Source organism: Bacillus sp. FSL K6-3200, assembly GCF_038630485.1.
GTDB lineage: Bacteria > Bacillota > Bacilli > Bacillales > Bacillaceae > Bacillus > Bacillus safensis.
The window spans coordinates 633,710-650,181 of the sequence record NZ_CP152032.1 but is presented as its reverse complement, the minus strand read 5'-3'; the positions used below and the strand labels follow the sequence as shown (position 1 = coordinate 650,181).

The 16,472-nt window shown below is 40.4% G+C and carries 13 protein-coding genes; 10 read left to right on the top strand and 3 right to left on the bottom strand.

The genetic code is table 11. The features are described 5' to 3' along the window. Positions 1–206: 206 nt before the first annotated feature. Genes MHI60_RS03440 through MHI60_RS03430 form a run of 3 tightly spaced genes read left to right on the top strand, consistent with a single transcriptional unit; the run spans position 207 to position 7,293 of the window. Positions 207–6,350: a SpaA isopeptide-forming pilin-related protein gene (locus MHI60_RS03440; RefSeq protein ID WP_144485707.1), complete on the top strand. Its 6,144-nt coding sequence runs from the start codon at positions 207–209 to the stop codon at positions 6,348–6,350. Positions 6,351–6,371: 21 nt separating this feature from the next. Further along, the gene (locus MHI60_RS03435) at positions 6,372–6,974 is read left to right on the top strand and encodes a class D sortase (RefSeq protein WP_144485705.1); all 603 of its coding nucleotides are present in this window, start codon (positions 6,372–6,374) and stop codon (positions 6,972–6,974) included. Next, positions 6,967–7,293 (top strand): hypothetical protein, encoded by a 327-nt coding sequence (locus MHI60_RS03430; protein ID WP_144485892.1) that lies wholly within the window; start codon positions 6,967–6,969, stop codon positions 7,291–7,293. Before MHI60_RS03435 ends, MHI60_RS03430 begins: the two co-directional genes overlap by 8 nt. A 52-nt stretch (positions 7,294–7,345) precedes the next feature. On the opposite strand, the gene MHI60_RS03425 is transcribed toward MHI60_RS03430, so the two are convergent. The 3 genes from MHI60_RS03425 to MHI60_RS03415 form a co-directional block, all read right to left on the bottom strand. Continuing rightward, positions 7,346–7,660 carry a multidrug efflux SMR transporter gene (locus MHI60_RS03425; RefSeq protein WP_003217878.1) on the bottom strand — a complete coding sequence of 105 codons (315 nt, stop codon included), beginning with the start codon at positions 7,658–7,660 and terminating at the stop codon, positions 7,346–7,348. Further along, a complete protein-coding gene (locus MHI60_RS03420; protein WP_003217798.1) occupies positions 7,661–8,005 on the bottom strand; it encodes an SMR family transporter in 345 nt (114 codons plus the stop codon). A gap of 273 nt (positions 8,006–8,278) precedes the next feature. Further along, positions 8,279–8,857 (bottom strand): TetR family transcriptional regulator, encoded by a 579-nt coding sequence (locus MHI60_RS03415; RefSeq protein ID WP_024425822.1) that lies wholly within the window; start codon positions 8,855–8,857, stop codon positions 8,279–8,281. Between the two features lie 176 nt (positions 8,858–9,033). Between MHI60_RS03415 and MHI60_RS03410 the strand changes: the two genes are divergently transcribed. The 7 genes from MHI60_RS03410 to MHI60_RS03380 all read left to right on the top strand — a co-directional run bounded on the left by MHI60_RS03410 (position 9,034) and on the right by MHI60_RS03380 (position 16,458). Next, a complete protein-coding gene (locus tag MHI60_RS03410; RefSeq protein WP_144485702.1) occupies positions 9,034–9,579 on the top strand; it encodes a VanZ family protein in 546 nt (181 codons plus the stop codon). Beyond that, entirely contained in the window at positions 9,580–10,044 is a 465-nt protein-coding gene (locus MHI60_RS03405; RefSeq protein WP_144472419.1) for a DUF6884 domain-containing protein, read from the top strand. 151 nt (positions 10,045–10,195) lie between these two features. Further along, positions 10,196–10,825: a rhamnogalacturonan acetylesterase gene (locus tag MHI60_RS03400; protein WP_144472417.1), complete on the top strand. Its 630-nt coding sequence runs from the start codon at positions 10,196–10,198 to the stop codon at positions 10,823–10,825. Positions 10,826–10,978: 153 nt separating this feature from the next. Beyond that, entirely contained in the window at positions 10,979–12,019 is a 1,041-nt protein-coding gene (locus MHI60_RS03395) for an NAD(P)/FAD-dependent oxidoreductase (protein WP_111291953.1), read from the top strand. A gap of 69 nt (positions 12,020–12,088) precedes the next feature. Further along, entirely contained in the window at positions 12,089–13,693 is a 1,605-nt protein-coding gene (locus MHI60_RS03390; protein ID WP_144485700.1) for an AraC family transcriptional regulator, read from the top strand. Positions 13,694–13,803: 110 nt separating this feature from the next. Further along, the gene (locus tag MHI60_RS03385; protein ID WP_144485698.1) at positions 13,804–14,730 is read left to right on the top strand and encodes an ABC transporter substrate-binding protein; all 927 of its coding nucleotides are present in this window, start codon (positions 13,804–13,806) and stop codon (positions 14,728–14,730) included. Between the two features lie 12 nt (positions 14,731–14,742). After that, positions 14,743–16,458, top strand: a complete 1,716-nt coding sequence (locus MHI60_RS03380) for an ABC transporter ATP-binding protein (protein ID WP_144472413.1) — start codon at positions 14,743–14,745, stop codon at positions 16,456–16,458. Positions 16,459–16,472 lie beyond the last annotated feature (14 nt).

Sequence of the window (16,472 nt, the reverse complement as noted above, 5' to 3'; positions counted from 1 at the left end):
CCATTTCTATAGACCCCAATCCAGTTACTCAATCCACTACTCATGAAGACCTTTCAAGCTCATGATTGATCAACTCATTTTATTCATAGGGTCTTAAGGTGCAATTTTTTAAAAAAATATTTGATCAGAAGCGGAGTGATTGATCGGACAGTAAATAAATGATTTTTTTATCGTGTTGAAAATTAATTAAGAAAAGGGTGGATGTATTGAAAAGAATATTGTCGCTGGCACTCATCACCGTGCTAGTCATACAGTCTAGTATATTAGGAGTCTTGCCTTTAGCAGGGGCACAAGCAAAAGAAATTCAAGAAAACATTTATGGGGATATTGAGTTCGCTGATAGCGAAGGCAATAAGTTATCAAGCATGGAAGATCAGCAAGTAAGAAAGGCCACTGTGCATTGGTCTATAAAAGGAATTGATCTAAAAAAGCAATACCCGTATGTACTTTCTCTTCCTTCAGCCATCCAGGTAGAGAAGGAGCAGAAGGAACTCATTACTGTGGGTGACATACCTGTTGGCGAGTATACTGTTTCAAAACAAAATGAAGTGACGGTGAAATTTAAAGAAGATGTTGAGATCGATCCAAATTTAGAAGGATCAATTGACATCGATGTCACCAGTATAGCTGAGCAAGAAGAGAAAACAAAGCAAAATGAGGGTGAAGAAAGTCTCCCAAAAGATGACTCAACCTCATCTGAGAAAGATAAAGCTTCTAACAATCAAGAAGCCGCTCAAACGAAACAAAATGATGAAGAAGAATTACTAAAGAACAAAGTGAGCGTGTCTAAGCGTGCAGGCCTGCAAAGTGTTTCAAAACAAATGCAGATACAAGAAAATCTCCTCACTGATGCGAAATTAATATTTGAAGATCAGGAAGGAAATTCAGTTGAGAAACCTGATATCAACTCGCTTATTTCCATTAACTATGAGTGGGCGATTCCAAATGGTCATAGCTATAATGGCGGGGATGAATTCCATTTCAAGGTTCCAGAGGAATTAGTGATTTACGAAAAAATCGATCGTCTCGAGATGAAGTTTAATCAGGCAACCATTGGTTATTTTTCTGTAGATGAGAGCGGAAATGCCTCCATCGAATTCACTGATTTTATTAAACAATATTCAAATATTCATGGAACACTTCAAGTGTGGACGCAATTAGATAAAAAAACTGTCATTACTGAAGAAAAAGAAGTGGTCATTACCCCGATTGAAGGCAAGGATACGGTATCAATTCCGATTCAATACATTCCAAATGGTCCAAATGTCTCTAAAAAGGGAGAACCAAATCGATCTTACAATGCTGAAACCATTCAATGGACAGTAGATTTTAATATGGACTTAGAAGATATCAAACAAGCGAAGCTATTAGATCCGATTCAAGAAGGTCAAGCGTTGAAAAAAGATTCAATTAAGCTTTATCGTATTGATACAAAGCTAAATGGTGAAACATCGATTGGTCAGCAGCTTGACGAAAACCACTACACAATTGGCCAAACAGCAGATGGTCAAGATTTCACGATTGAATTTAAAGATGATGTGCATCTAGCTTACCGTTTAATGTATGAAACGGACATTACGAATCAAGATCAGTCTGCGTTTCGTAATAAAGCGTCCCTTGTCTCTGCTGATAAAGTGATTAGTTCAGCAGAAGGAACAGTGAATGTGACAAGAGGCAGTCCATTAAATAAAAAAGCCGCCCACTACGATCCAGTCACACAAACGATCACTTGGGAAATTCGTTATAACTATAACGAAAAAAAGATTGCCGAAAAGGATGCTTTATTAGAAGACTTCTTTAATGGCACACAGGCGCTGATATCTGATTCCATTCAAGTCAAAGAAGTCACAATTGATCAAAATGGCAAAGAATCAGGAACAAAAGCGTTTGAAAATTACGTGGTTCAACCTCAAAAAAAGGATGAACAAAACGGGTTTACCTTGCAATTCAATCAAGATGTTCAATCGGCTTATCTCATCACCTATCAAACAAAAGCAACCGAGCGGATTTTTGAAGCTGAAGAGATTATCAATACGGTAACAGCTGGCAAAGAGAGTAAACAAGGGAAGCAAAGAATTGACCAGCAAATCCTAACGAAAAATCATGGAACACCGAATTACAAGAACAAGACCATTCCATGGCGTATCATCTTCAACAAAGATCAACAAACGATGAACAATGTGATATTAAAAGATACGTTTACAAACGAAGGATTGACGCTGCAAAAAGATAGTTTAAAAGTGACGACAGGTAATACAGTGCTTGAAGAAGGCACAGATTATCAAATCGTTGAACATGCAAATGGATTTGATATTCAATTTACGAAAGAAATAAAGACAGAACATACTGTCACATATACAACGTCTTTTGACTATGAAAAAAGAGCAGATAAAGATCAAAAAAATCTGCGTAATCATGTAAAGCTTGAATGGGTAAATGAAGATGGCAAGGATTTGACGAAGGAAAATCAATCTGTCTTCACGCCTGACACATATACGCAGTCAAATGGTTTTAAGAACGGAACTTATGATGCAAAGAAAAAAGAGATCACATGGAATATCGGTGTGAACTATAATTTGAAACATTTAGAAGAGGCGAAAATCGAGGATTTCATTCAAGGAAATCAGCGTTTGCTTAAAGATTCAATCACCGTCTATTCGCTTGATTTACAAGGCGGGGAAAATGGTGCGGAAGAAAAAGAGGTATTAGCGAAAGAACATTATGACATCAAATTCCTTGAAAATGAAAAGGGAGAAACAGGCTTCGAAGTGACTTTCAAAAAAGCCATTGATTCCCCATACAAAATCACGTATCAAACAAGTGTTGAAGGAATGGATTTAGTACAGAAAACCTACGAAAATAAAGCGACCCTTTATGATGGACAGACAAAAGAATCTGATGTGAATGCAGTGGTGTCCATTCCAAATGGGGGAAAATACACGAGTAAATCAGGAAATCAGCAAGGAAAAGTCATTGATTGGAAACTGAATATCAATTTTGGTCAATCAACAGTCCAAGATGCGACGATTATAGACCATCCGAGCAGTAACCAAGCCATAATAGAAAACTCATTTCATCTCTATTCGACGACAATAGATGAAAAGGGGCAAGTGACCAAAAAGGATGAGCTTGAAAAAGGGAAAGATTATGAGCTAGACCTTGAATTCGATCCAGATTCTTTTCAAATCAAATTTAAAGAAGAAATCACAAGACCATATATTTTAGAATACCAATCTCTCATTTTAGATAAGGTGGGAAGTACACTTCAAAACGAAGTAACGTTTAGAGGTGAAAATGTAAAAGAAATCAAAAAGGAATCTGAAGCCTCCGTTATTGTAAAACGCACCGCTGGTATGGGAGATGGCACGGGATCGATTGGTGCTTTAACCGTCAAAAAGGTAGATGCGAGTACTGGAAAAGCGCTAAAAGGAGCAAGCTTTTCTCTGACAGATGCTGCGAGCGGGATCGTCATTGGAACAAAGGCAACAGATGAAGCAGGAGTTCTTCGATTTGATCGTCTTCTGTATGGTGACTATATCGTGACAGAAGAGAAAGCACCTGATGGTTATATTAAAACGAAGGATCCGATCCATGTCACGATTGATCAGCCTTACGAATCTGGAGATCAAGCGAAAACAGGAAATAGCATGACGGTGCAGAACCAAGAAATCCGCCAGCATGTCAAGTTAACGAAAAAAGACAAAGAGACAGGTGCGGCATTAGAGAATGCAGAATTTGAACTGAAAAATGAATCTGGAGAGACCGTTCAAACTCACTTGAAAACGGACGAAAAAGGAGAAATTCTTTTCAAACATCTTGAGCCAGGTTCCTATTATTTTGTGGAGACAAACGCACCGAAAGGCTATCAATTAAATCAGCAAAAATGGCCGTTCACCATTAAAGAGAATCAAACAGAAACAACGACTGTCACTGCAGTAAATGACATCATCAAAGGCTCTGCTGAATTGAGCAAAATAGGTGAAGGCGGAGAGAGACTAGAAGGTGCACAATTCAAACTTTTAGATAAAGAGGGGCAAGAGCTGCAAAACTCGCTTGTCACAGGAGAAAATGGCAAGATCACGATAAATGAACTAAGACCGGGTACGTATCAGCTCGTTGAAACAAAAGCACCAGATGGTTATGTGTTAGATGAAACGCCAATCCAATTTGAAGTACCACTTGATCCAAAGGAACCGGTCATCATTTCGAAAAAGAATCTATATGAAAAAAGTGCATTAGAAGTGATGAAAGAAGGGGAAGATGGCAAGAAACTTCAAGGGGTTCGATTTGAAATCTTGAATCAAAATGACGAAGTTGTGCGTAAAGATTTGACAACAGATGAAGATGGGAAGATTTTGGTCGATAACCTCAAACCGGGCAAATATCAGCTCGTGGAGACAGAGAGTATTGATGGTTACCAAAAGAATAATAAACCTTATCCTTTTACCATCGAAATCGCACAAAAAACATCGGCAGAGATCAAAGTGATCAATGATCTCAAAACAGGAGATGTCCAACTCACGAAGCTCGGTGAAAAGGATGATGTGCTTGAAGGAGCAGAATTCAAGCTTGTAGATGCAAATGGAAAAGAGATAAAAACAGGTCTCGTCACAGATGAGAACGGGAAGATCATCGTCAACGATCTGAAACCTGGAACGTATCAGTTTGTTGAAACGAAGGCTCCATTCGGTCATGAGCTCGACGAAACACCTGTCACTTTTGCTATTCCATTTAACCCTGAGAAGCTGGTCAGTGTGACAAAAGAAAACAGCCGCACTACAGGCGGAGTACTGTTACACAAAAAAGGCGAAGATGGGAAATCATTAGAAGGGGTTGTCTTTGATCTATCTGATGCCAAAGGAAAGATAGTGGCAGGAGGAGAAGGGATTACAACCAATCAGGATGGAGAGATCACCTTCACAGGTTTAAAACCTGGAACCTATCAATTTGTTGAAAGAAAGAGTCTTGAAGGCTATGAATTGAGTACGAAACCACTTGTCTTTGAAGTTGAATTAGGTCAAAAAGAGTTGATTCAAGTGGAGGTAATCAATCAGCTCAAGAAAGGTTCTGTAGAACTCACAAAAATAGGGGAAGAAAAGGAAAGATTGAAAGGCGCAGAATTTACCCTTTTCAATGAAGATGGAAAAGAATTGATGTCAGGTTTAACAACCAACGAGAAAGGCATTATCACTGTCAACGATTTGAAACCAGGCGCTTACCAATTGGTTGAAACGAAGGCTCCTTTTGGACATAAACTTGATGCAGAACCAGTAGACTTTAAGATTGATTTCAATCCAAAACAACTGGTGAAAGTGACAAAAGAAAATATTCGGACGACAAGTGCTGTACAGCTTCAGAAAAAAGGCGAAGATGGTCAGTTGCTCAAAGGAGTGACCTTCGATCTGCTTGATGAGCACGATCAACGTATAAAGAAAGACTTAAAGACAGACAAAAACGGTCAACTAACAGTCAATCAGCTGAAGCCAGGCACCTATCGATTTGTTGAAACAGCAAGCATTACTGGCTATGAATTGGATCAGACACCTGTCTCATTTAAGATTCGTTTAGGTCAAGACAAACCAGCCAAAGTAGAAATGATTAACAAGCTGACGCCGGGTGCAGTGGAACTGACCAAAGTGGATGATGAAGGACATACGCTGGAAAATGCAGAGTTTTCTCTTCTAAGTAAAGAAGGGAAAACGTTGAAGAAATCACTTGTAACGAATCAAAAAGGAAAGCTTCTCATCAACGATCTAAAACCGGGAGAATATCAATTCGTTGAAACGAAAGCACCTCATGGCTATCAATTGGATAATCAACCGATCCTGTTTACGATTGAGAAAAATCAGCAGAAGCCGCTTCAATTAACAGCGAAGAATCATTTGATCTTAGGAAGTCTGCGTATCATAAAGGTAGACCAGCAGACAGATAGAACCTTAAAAGGGGCAGCCTTTGACATTCGTACAAAAGCCGGGAAAACCATAAAATCTGTGACAACAGGAAAAGACGGAGAAGCCATTGTCAAAGGGCTTAAACCTGGAGAGTATCTACTCACAGAGACGAAAGCTCCAGATGGTTATGTAGCGTTAAAGAAACCGCTCGCTTTTTCAATTCAAATGGGCGAAGAGGACATCAAGACAATGATTGTGAAAAATGCACCAGTGAAGAATGAAGAGGATCACACGAATCCTCCAGCTTCAGATAAAGGGGATCAACATCCGCCTCATGACTCAAACGGTGAGCTGCCAAAAACTGGAGAAGAATGGCTGCGTTACTTGATGTATGCAGGGATGTTACTAGCAGCTTCTGGAACTGTTCTTCTTGTTGTCAGAAGAAGAACCATTCAGTAAAAGGAAGGAACGAGTGTATAGATGAAAAAAAGAACCTTATTAGGCAGCTTTTTGGTGGTCGCAGGACTAATGCTCATCTCTGTTCCTTTTATATATGAGTGGCGAACGTCTCAAGAGACAGCAGCAATGGAACAGGCATTAAAGATGATTGAAGAAAATGACAGTGATGCCCTTTCTTCTATTCCACATTTAACTGTGTCAGAAGAAGACCTGCGAGATGTGATGGAGCTAGAGATCCCGTCAATTGATTTAAATGAAAAAGTACTTCCTGTTACATCAAAAGAAAATTTAGGTATAGCACTGACTCAAATTAAATCTCATCAAATGCCAGGTGAAGGGAATTTCACGATTGCAGGGCATAGAGGGTATAGAGGCGACCGGCTTTTCCGGCAGCTGCCAGAGGTGCCTAAAGGAGAAAAAGTTGTCTTACATCATCAAGCGGAAACATACGAATATAAAATTGTCAGCTCAGCTACGATCGAACCAACGGATGTTGAGGTATTAAAGGATCGCGGGGAAAATGAACTGACATTGATCACTTGTACACTTGATGGTCAGAAACGCTTTGTCTTAAAAGGAATACGAATCAATGCTTCAAAGGGTAAGCAACCGTCGGATGTATAACACCAACATAATAGATGATGGAGCCGATGGAAAAGCAGCGCTCACGACCGACATGTTGCATCAATTGTTATCAGAGCATTATCCAACTTTAAAAAACGAACGTTGGGATGTTGAGGTAGATACAATTCGGACTTCGCCTATTCTTCATCCTATATTAAAAAGAAAGCTACCAATTGGTATCGAAAAATTCACCTGTGTCTTGTTCACGCAGCAAACAGCATCTTTTGGAGAGCCTTTGATTGTGTACTTTTTATTAGATGAAAAAGGCGAATCGATTTACGCAATGGATCTCTTGCTTGAGCAGCAAGATACCCATTGAATGAGAAACAAAAAAGGAAGGGCTTTAACTCCCTTCCTTTTTTGTTATTTAATTATGCAAACAACTTCAGCCCAACCACACCAATCACAATCAGCAGCAAGCTGAGAATACGAATCATGTTTTTCGGCTCTTTAAATAGAATCATATTAAACAAGACAGAGCCCGCCGTTCCAAGTCCAATCCAGACCGTATAGGCGACGGATACTTGAACGGACGAGAACGAGGCGTATAAAAACAAAAAGGATAACGCAAACCCGCCGACAAATAAAATGCCTGTCGTGATTTGCTTTTTCTTACTAAACATATTGAGGCCAATGGTTCCGCCGATTTCGCAGGCAGAGGCCAACAGTACAAAAAACCAGCCCATTTATACCGCTTCTCCTTTCTGCTCATGTGCATCTCCATCAGACACTTTCAGTCCAATAATCCCGAGAATTAAAATTCCCATAAATAAGAGCTTTTCTAATGAAAACGAACCGCCGAACAGCGCATAATCCATCAAAGATGTACCTATCGTTCCAACTCCGGCAAACACGGCATACACGGTCCCTGTCGGCAGTTTCTCGCAGGCCTTCATTAAAAAATAAAAATCAACTGGGATCAGACAGATAATGATCGCCCATTCCCACACAGCATCAGCTCTATTTAAACCAAACACCCAAAGTAATTCGAATAAACAAGTGAGTGCAACATACATCCAGCTTTTTTTCATTGTATTTCCTCCTAAAACTCAAAACTGACGATTCGTCATTTTAAAGCCAAAAAAGAGCGTACAGCAAGTGCTGTACTAAGATTGTCGACAAAGGGCTAAAATGAACTTTATTTTAGCCCTTTGTCTTCTTTTCAGCGTGATAGAAAACCTTTGAAGTCTAGAAAGGACGGCTACTTTTGCGGAGCGAATTTGACATTCGTGAGCACCAGCGCGCAGGACTGACAAAGAATGCGAGGGTTTGTCTACACGCTGTGTACAGCAAGTGCTGTTAAGTTAAGGTGTCTCTATGCCAAGTGCGTAAAGAAGAAATTGCTTCACCTCTCGCTTTTGAATCAGAACCTCTTCTGTATCTGTTTCGGTAAACAAGTACATTTGCTCAGCAGACGATTCGAGTAAACCGATAATGAATTTGGCTGCATATTGACAGTTCAAATTCGCACGGACCCTTTTGTCCTGCTTTGCTTTTTCTAGAAAAGCAGCGACCCATTTGTAGATCGGCTCATAAATATCTTCCCATTCCTTTAAATGCTCGGTGGCGGCTAAGCCTGAGTAGGTCAGGGCAAGGACATCACGGTATTGTCTAGTAAAAGCAAAAATGAATTCAACAAGCGCATCTGCTTGATCGAGGACATCTGCATGCTGAGTTAATTCCTTTTCAATTGCAGGCACCATCTGTGCGATAAGATGTTCTGCGATAGCAGGCATGACGGAAAGCTTTGAAGGAAAATATAAATAAAATGTTCCTTGCGCTACTCCTGCTGCTTTCACAATATCCGAAATGGTCGTCTTTTCGATTCCTTTTTCTTTAAACGCATCAATCGCAGCAAGCATAATCTTTTCTCGTTTCGACATATCATCACCGACCTTAAATGACTGAATGTCATTCATTTTAGCGAGAAAATGACGATTTGTCAATATGGTTTTCTCTTCATTGAATGTGAGAATAAGTGATGAATAGATGCGGGCAAGCCTGAATAAGCTGTAAATATGGTCAAGCATCATCATGTGAGAAAGGGGCAGCTCTCTGTATGACATCCAGTGCTATGTTTTCCATTGCTTATTTTCTCCTGCTCGTCCCGCTCTATTTACATATGAGATACAAACAGGCAAAAAAGCACAATCGTTTTATTTATTTGCGGACAGAATTGGTCCTTGCCTGTCTGTTTATTTATACGAATGTTTTATTATATTTGACAGTCTTTCCAAATCGTTTTTCTGCCCCAAGAGATCAGGTGAGTGTCAACCTCATGCCTTTGCAGTCCATTTATCAAAATCTTCACGCCTACCATCATGGCTATCCAAATCTTGTCTTTTTAAATTTAGCAGGAAACATATTGTTATTTGTACCACTCGGTTTTTTTCTATATCAAGCCTTTAGAGCTATGCGCTGGCAAAAGGCGGTTCTTGGGGGCTTTCTCTTGTCAACCATGATCGAATTGCTCCAATGGATGTTCTCGCAATCTGGTATCATTACAAGAAGCAGCGATATTGATGATATTCTCTTAAATACACTTGGCACAGCGCTAGGCTGTATTGTGTATCAGATCTATCGAAAAAGGAAGGAGAAAATCTGAGTGAAGCGAGTTTGTATCATTCCATGTGGCGCGAAGAAAATTTGGGATGTCGATCCAGAAGCAGGGAGCCAGCCAGCGAACCATGTATATTTAAGTCCTCTGCATCAGCGTACGAAAAGCTATGCTCAAACGTTTTTTTCAGACTGGATGATCTTATCAGCGAAACATGGGTTCTTAAAGGCACAGGATATCATTCACGAAAATTATGATGTGGCTTTTGGTACACCGCATGCTGAACAGATCACACGAGAAGAACTGAGCCGGCAATTTCATCAAAAAAATCTTTTCGCATATGATGAACTGGTGGTACTAGGTGGAAAGAAATATCGAAAAGTGATCGATCCTTTATTACAGCCTCATCAAAAAGCAAATTATCCGCTGGCTCCATATAAAGGAATTGGCTACATGCTTCAGGCGTTACATCAAGCAGTGGAATCAAAAATAGAACTTCCGCCGCATATTTAACATATTCACATCTACGGTAAGCAGGGTTTTGATCATTAAAAAGAGAATAATTGAAATAGCGATGCTGATTGTTTCATATCTTTTCAGCAGCCACTAGCATGTCCGTATCGCTCGGATGAAGTGGCTCAATGAAAAAGGGAGGCGTATGAACATGACAACCATCTATTTAGCTGGTGATTCGACCGTTTCATCTTATCCAGATCGTCCTGTTCAAGGAGGATGGGGAGAGTTTTTACACCGCTATACAGCACACGGGGTTAACGTCGAGAACCGTGCCATTGGTGGAAGAAGCTCAAAAACATTCATTGAAGAAGGACGCCTTGATGACATATTGGCTGACATTCAGCCAGGAGACTGGCTTTTCATACAAATGGGGCACAATGATGCTTCCAAGGAAAAGCCTGAGCGGCATACTGATCCTTTCACGACATATAAAAGCTACCTGTCTCAATATATTCATGGAGCAAGAGCAAAAGGGGCAACACCACTTTTATTAACGCCAGTCGGCCGTTTTCATGAAAAAGACGGAGAATTTATCAATGATTTTCCTGATTACTGTGCCGCTATGAAAGAATTAGCCGATGAAGAAGAAGTTCTTCTCGTCGATTTAAATACCGCAAGTCTTCAGTTTTATCAAATTTCCGGTATAGAGAAAACGACCTCTTACTTTATGCTGTCAACAGGAATTGAGGATCGCACGCACTTTACAAAAGAAGGCGCAGATGCGATTGCAAGACTTGTTTCTCTTGAATTAAAAGACCTTGGTTTAACCATTGTGTGATGGATGACAGGACGAGTGAGCGCTCGTCCTGTTCTTTTTTTGCAGAAAGCTATTGATTCCCTTCACTAGAGTAGACTACAATAGGTACATATGATAATGAGAATCAATATCACTGAAAAATAGATCATTCGATGGAAAACTGGAGGGACTCAAATGACAGATCAGCTTGAATTGTTTGACGTCACCATTATTGGCGGCGGTCCAGCAGGCATGTATACCGCCTTTTATAGTGGGATGCGGGACTTAAAGACGAAGGTACTTGAGTACAACGAAAGCCTTGGCGGAAAAATCCTTCTGTATCCTGAAAAGGTCATTTGGGATGTCGGCGGTTTGCCGCCAACAAGAGGAGAACAGCTGATACAGCAGCTGGAAACACAGGCGAAAACATTTGAACCAGAGATTGCACTGAATCAAAAAATCACGTCATTCGAGCGAGATGAACATAATCACATTATACTGACGGCTGAAAATGGTGATCGTCATTTAACAAAGACCCTCATATTAGCGATGGGTCACGGCATTCCAGTTCAGCGGAAACTTGAAATCGAGCATGCAGACCGCTATGAAGTGACAAACCTTTATTACACTGTCCAGGAGCTTAAGACATTTGCAGGGAAGCGGGTTGTTATTTCAGGAGGCGGCGACTCAGCGGTTGACTGGGCCAATGCCCTTGCACCGATTGCTGAAAGTGTCACCGTCGTGCATCGCCGTGACATGTTTGGCGGACATGAGAAAAACGTCGCCAACATGAAGGCAACTTGCAAACGAATTTTAACCCCGCATGAACTAACAGAGCTGCATGGTCAAGGTGACAAAATTGATGCCGTCACCATTCAAAACATAGAGACAGGTGAAAAAGAACGAATTGAAACAGATGCTGTGATCGTTAATCATGGGATGAAAGGCGATTTAAGCGTGCTATCAGAATGGGGCCTCAAGCAAGGTGAATGGGGACTGATCGAGGTCAATGAAAAAATGGAAACCAATTTACCGGGCGTCTATGCGGTAGGCGACTTGTGTACACATAAAAGCAAGGTCCGCTTAATTGCTGGCACGTTTGTTGATGGAGTCAATGCACTGAATAGCGCAAAACTTTACATCGAACCAGAAGCCGAAAAAGTGGCATACGTTTCCTCTCATAACGAACGCTTTAAAGAGAAAAACAAAGAATTACAAACAGCTGGAGCTCGTTAATGAATATCCAGTCAACCATTGAAGTGCTAAAATTTTAGCACTTTTTTTATATGGAAGGAGAAAGAGAAAATGACAACCCGTACTCATACCATTCTGCGCATGAAAGAAAGTAGAGAGCGTTCTCTTTCTGTCAAACAAGCAGTCTCCTGGCAGACATCTTTCCCTATGTTCTTGACATGCGATGGATCTGTGAGAATTGAAATGGAAGGATTGCAATATCAGCTAAACGCAAAAGACAGTATGTTGATCCGCTCAGGTATAAACGTAATGCTCCAATCTTTATCCAACGAACAGATGGCGATTTATACGATCACATTTGATCAGTTTACCCTGGCAAATGATGCGCAAAATGAATTGGTTTTTAAGATGAGTTATGATGATCTGCCGGATAATGGAGCAATGGTCAAAGGCTCTGCCATGCTTTTTTCCTACATCAAACAAATGGAGATGAGTCAGTGCATCCAAGAACAGGAGAAAAGGCTGGAGGACATCATGCACATTTTTCACCGTCAATCCAAGCCATACACTGAGAAAGTGCATTATTCTATTGAAATGATTTTGCAGTATATGGCGCAGCATTATGAAAAAAAACTAACGAGAAAAGACTTAGCCCATAAGATGGGTTTTCATGAGAGTTATTTTTCGACCTTTTTTAAACAAAGTATGGGACTGAGTGTGACTGACTATCTTGCACAAATTCGAATAGATGAAGCAAAAAAACGTCTTCTGCAAACAGATGATCAAATTCAAATGATTGCGCGGCAAGTGGGCTATACAGACAGTTTATATTTCAGCAGGATATTCAGGCAGAAGACAGGAAGGTCCCCTAGTCAGTTCAGAAACAATCGAAGACCAGAGCGAATTGCTGCTTTTCAATTCGTCGGGTCATTGGCCGCGCTAGGCATTCGGCCTGTCTGCATTGACAAAGAAACCTTTCTCCATTCAGATATACTCAAAGATCAGCTGGCCGGTGCGCTGGTCATAGATGAACACACACCTGATGACGTATTCAAATCACTTCAATTAGATATAATCATTATTCCTAACTATTTTTATTCGAAGCCTGCGTTGATCAAACGGTTGGAGCGGATTGCCCCTGTCCTTGTTCTGCCATATACCGGTGGTCATGTTGTACAAGAGGTCTTATCTACAGGTCGTCTGTTAGGAAGAGAGAAAGAGGCAGATGATTGGGTGAAACGCTTCGAACATCTGAGTCAAAAGGCAAGAAATGATCTATCTTCCTTTAGGGAAAAAGGAGAGACAGTGGCGATTTATGAAATGAGAGGACACGACAAAGTGTATATGTGGTCCTATAATGCTAGAGGCGCCTTCTACCTTTACGAAACGCTTGATTTAAAGCCTCCGAAGACGATTCTAGAAGAAGTTCTTCTCCCCAATCAACATACAGTCATTCCTTTAGAAAGGTTAAGAGAATACGAGGCGGATCACATGTTTTTTATTGTAGGTGTTGAACATGGGTGGTATGACCAAATGGAACAACGGATGGAGGAAAGCGATGTTCTCCGTCAATTGTCCGCTGTGAAAAACGGAACCTTCTATCCACTAAAGCTAGAGGAGTTTCGATTTGATGAGGGGGAGCGGGTGCTTCATTTAATGAACCGATTTGTCTCCCGATTGACTCAGGAACCCAATCCAACAATTGTCCATATGTAAGTTGCGAGAATCCTCCATAGACCACTTCGTATGAGGTTGATAGAATACATGAGACTAGTAATTGATAACTATTCTCATTTGTATCAGGAAAATGAAGGAGGAATACTCATATGAAAAAAACATATTGGATATGTGCTGTCATCTTCATGCTGGTATTGTCAGCCTGTGGCAATAAAGAACAAGCCAAAACGGCAGAAACAAAGCAGCAAACGAAAACTATTGAGACTGTAAAAGGAAAAATCGACATTCCAGCAAACCCAAAACGCATTCTCATAGATGGATATTTAGGCAGTGCAATTGCATTGGATGTTCACCCTGTAGGTGCAACAACACAAGATTTAAAGAATGTACACCTGAAGGACAAGATCAAAGGGATAGAGGACATTAGTGACGAGCGTTCAGCTGAAAAAGCACTTAGCTTAAAGCCTGATCTAATTATCACCGCAGTACAGGATGAAAAAATCTATGATGTGTATAAAAAAATAGCGCCAACACTCGTATATCCTTACAATTCATTCAAAGACGCACATGAGGAAATCACAACTTTGGCTAAGGTGCTAAACAAAGAAGAGGAAGGAAAAACGTTTCTCGCCTCTTTTGATCAACGTATTGAAGCAGCTCGAAAAAAAGTAAAGTCTGCATTAAAAGAGAATGAAACAGTTTCCATCATGGGCGCATTTAAAAACGATGTGTATGTGTATGGGAACGGAATTTACCGAGGCGGACAGGCGCTATATCAACAATTGAAAGTGAATCCGCCAAAAGAGGTTGAAGATACAATTTTAAACAGTAAAACAGGCTATGAGGTACTCTCCTATGAAACCCTTCCGAAATATGCAGGGGATTATATCTTCATTGATGAATCCAATGGCGGGACATTTGATGAAAATAATTCCATCTGGAAGAGTTTAAAAGCTGTTAAAAAAGAGCAAACCTATCAACTGGATGCAGAATTCTTTTGGCCTTATGATCCCATTGCAGTCATGAATCAAGCTGAAAAGTTTGCTGATTTATTGACAGATTTATCTCATCATTAGGAGGTCTGTCAATTGTTTAAACGTTTTTTTTCATACTACAAACCTTATATGGGACTGTTTATATTAGATTTTTCCTGTGCGGTACTGGCTGCCTTACTCGAACTATCCTTTCCGCTAGCCATCAGTAAAGTGATGGACGATTTACTGCCCAATGGTAATTGGGAAGCCATTTGGTTCTGGGGCAGTTTGCTGCTCATTTTATATGTCATCAGTTCCACCATGCATTACGTTGTGACTTATTTTGGCCATAAGTTGGGGATCAATATTGAGACCGATATGAGGAATCAACTATTCTCTCATGTACAAAGAATGTCATTCCGTTTCTTTGACCAAAAGAAAACAGGCAAGCTCGTATCACGCATGACCAATGATTTAATGGATATTGGAGAGATGGCACATCACGGCCCAGAGGATTTATTTATCGCCATCATGACATTAACGGGCGCATTTGGTTTGATGCTATCGATTAACTGGCAGCTTGCGGTTCTCACATTTATTGTCGTTCCATTCCTGATCGGATTATCAGTCTACTTTACGAAAAAAATGTCTGCTGCTTTTGATAAAATGTTTTCAAGCATTGGACAATTCCATTCACGAGTGGAAAACAATATTAGCGGCATTCGTGTGGTGAAAGCCTTCGGGAATGAGTCACATGAAATGGATCGTTTTATCGAGCATAACGAGCAGTTTAGAAAAACAAAACTGACAACATATCAAATGATGGCACTGCATACAGCAGTGAGTCATTTACTCATTAAAAGTGTCACCGTATTTGGACTGGTGTGCGGTGCATGGTTTGTACTGCAAAAAAATATGACATATGGGGAATTTGTTTCATTCGTGCTATTAACAGGTATTTTCTTAGGACCCATTCAACAAATCAATGCAGTCATTGAAATGTATCCAAAAGGTGCAGCAGGCTTTAAACGATTCGCATCACTGATCGACCAAACACCAGATGAAAAGGATGATGAGGATGCAATCGAAGTCCATCAGTTAAATGGGAATATCATTTTTGAGCATGTATCTTTTCAATATGAATCAAACAAACCTGTTCTGCATGACATCAATCTTGAGGTCAAACAAGGAGAGAAAATTGCCATTGTCGGTCCATCTGGTGCTGGAAAATCGACGCTTTGTAATCTGCTTCCCCGGTTTTATGAATGGCAGGAGGGGAGTATTACAATTGATGGCATAGACACGCGAAAGATGACACTTGCATCGCTGCGCGCACAAATTGGTGTCGTGCAGCAGGAGATTTATTTATTTCATGGAACAATACGTGAAAACATCCAATACGGAAAACTGAATGCATCTGAAGAAGAGATTTGGCAAGCAGTAGAGAAAGCTCAGCTAATGGACTTAGTCAATAGTTTGCCAAAAGGACTTGATACGGTCATTGGTGAGCGCGGGATGATGTTATCTGGAGGACAAAAACAGCGTATCTCCATAGCACGTATTTTCTTGAAAAATCCGCCCATTTTCATTTTAGATGAGGCGACCTCTTCGCTTGATACCGAGACAGAGTCTTTTATTCAAGCATCACTAGAAGAGCTGGCTGAAGGACGAACGACTTTTATCATTGCGCATCGTTTAGCGACAATTCAGCATGCCGATCGCATTATCGTACTCACAAAAGAAGGCGTAAAAGAGCAGGGAAAACATGAAGAATTACTCAAAATGGATGGACTTTACCGTCGTTTATACGAAACACAATTTAGAATGTAACATTTCAAAAAGGG

Excerpts from the sequence above, each read along its gene's own strand:
- MHI60_RS03435 (WP_144485705.1), top strand. The coding sequence starts at position 6,372 with ATGAAAAAAAGAACCTTATTAGGCAGCTTTTTGGTGGTCGCAGGACTA.
- MHI60_RS03430 (WP_144485892.1), top strand. The coding sequence starts at position 6,967 with ATGTATAACACCAACATAATAGATGATGGAGCCGATGGAAAAGCAGCG.
- MHI60_RS03425 (WP_003217878.1), bottom strand. The coding sequence starts at position 7,660 with ATGGGCTGGTTTTTTGTACTGTTGGCCTCTGCCTGCGAAATCGGCGGA.
- MHI60_RS03420 (WP_003217798.1), bottom strand. The coding sequence starts at position 8,005 with ATGAAAAAAAGCTGGATGTATGTTGCACTCACTTGTTTATTCGAATTA.
- MHI60_RS03415 (WP_024425822.1), bottom strand. The coding sequence starts at position 8,857 with ATGTCGAAACGAGAAAAGATTATGCTTGCTGCGATTGATGCGTTTAAA.
- MHI60_RS03410 (WP_144485702.1), top strand. The coding sequence starts at position 9,034 with ATGACATCCAGTGCTATGTTTTCCATTGCTTATTTTCTCCTGCTCGTC.
- MHI60_RS03400 (WP_144472417.1), top strand. The coding sequence starts at position 10,196 with ATGACAACCATCTATTTAGCTGGTGATTCGACCGTTTCATCTTATCCA.
- MHI60_RS03395 (WP_111291953.1), top strand. The coding sequence starts at position 10,979 with ATGACAGATCAGCTTGAATTGTTTGACGTCACCATTATTGGCGGCGGT.
- MHI60_RS03390 (WP_144485700.1), top strand. The coding sequence starts at position 12,089 with ATGACAACCCGTACTCATACCATTCTGCGCATGAAAGAAAGTAGAGAG.
- MHI60_RS03385 (WP_144485698.1), top strand. The coding sequence starts at position 13,804 with ATGAAAAAAACATATTGGATATGTGCTGTCATCTTCATGCTGGTATTG.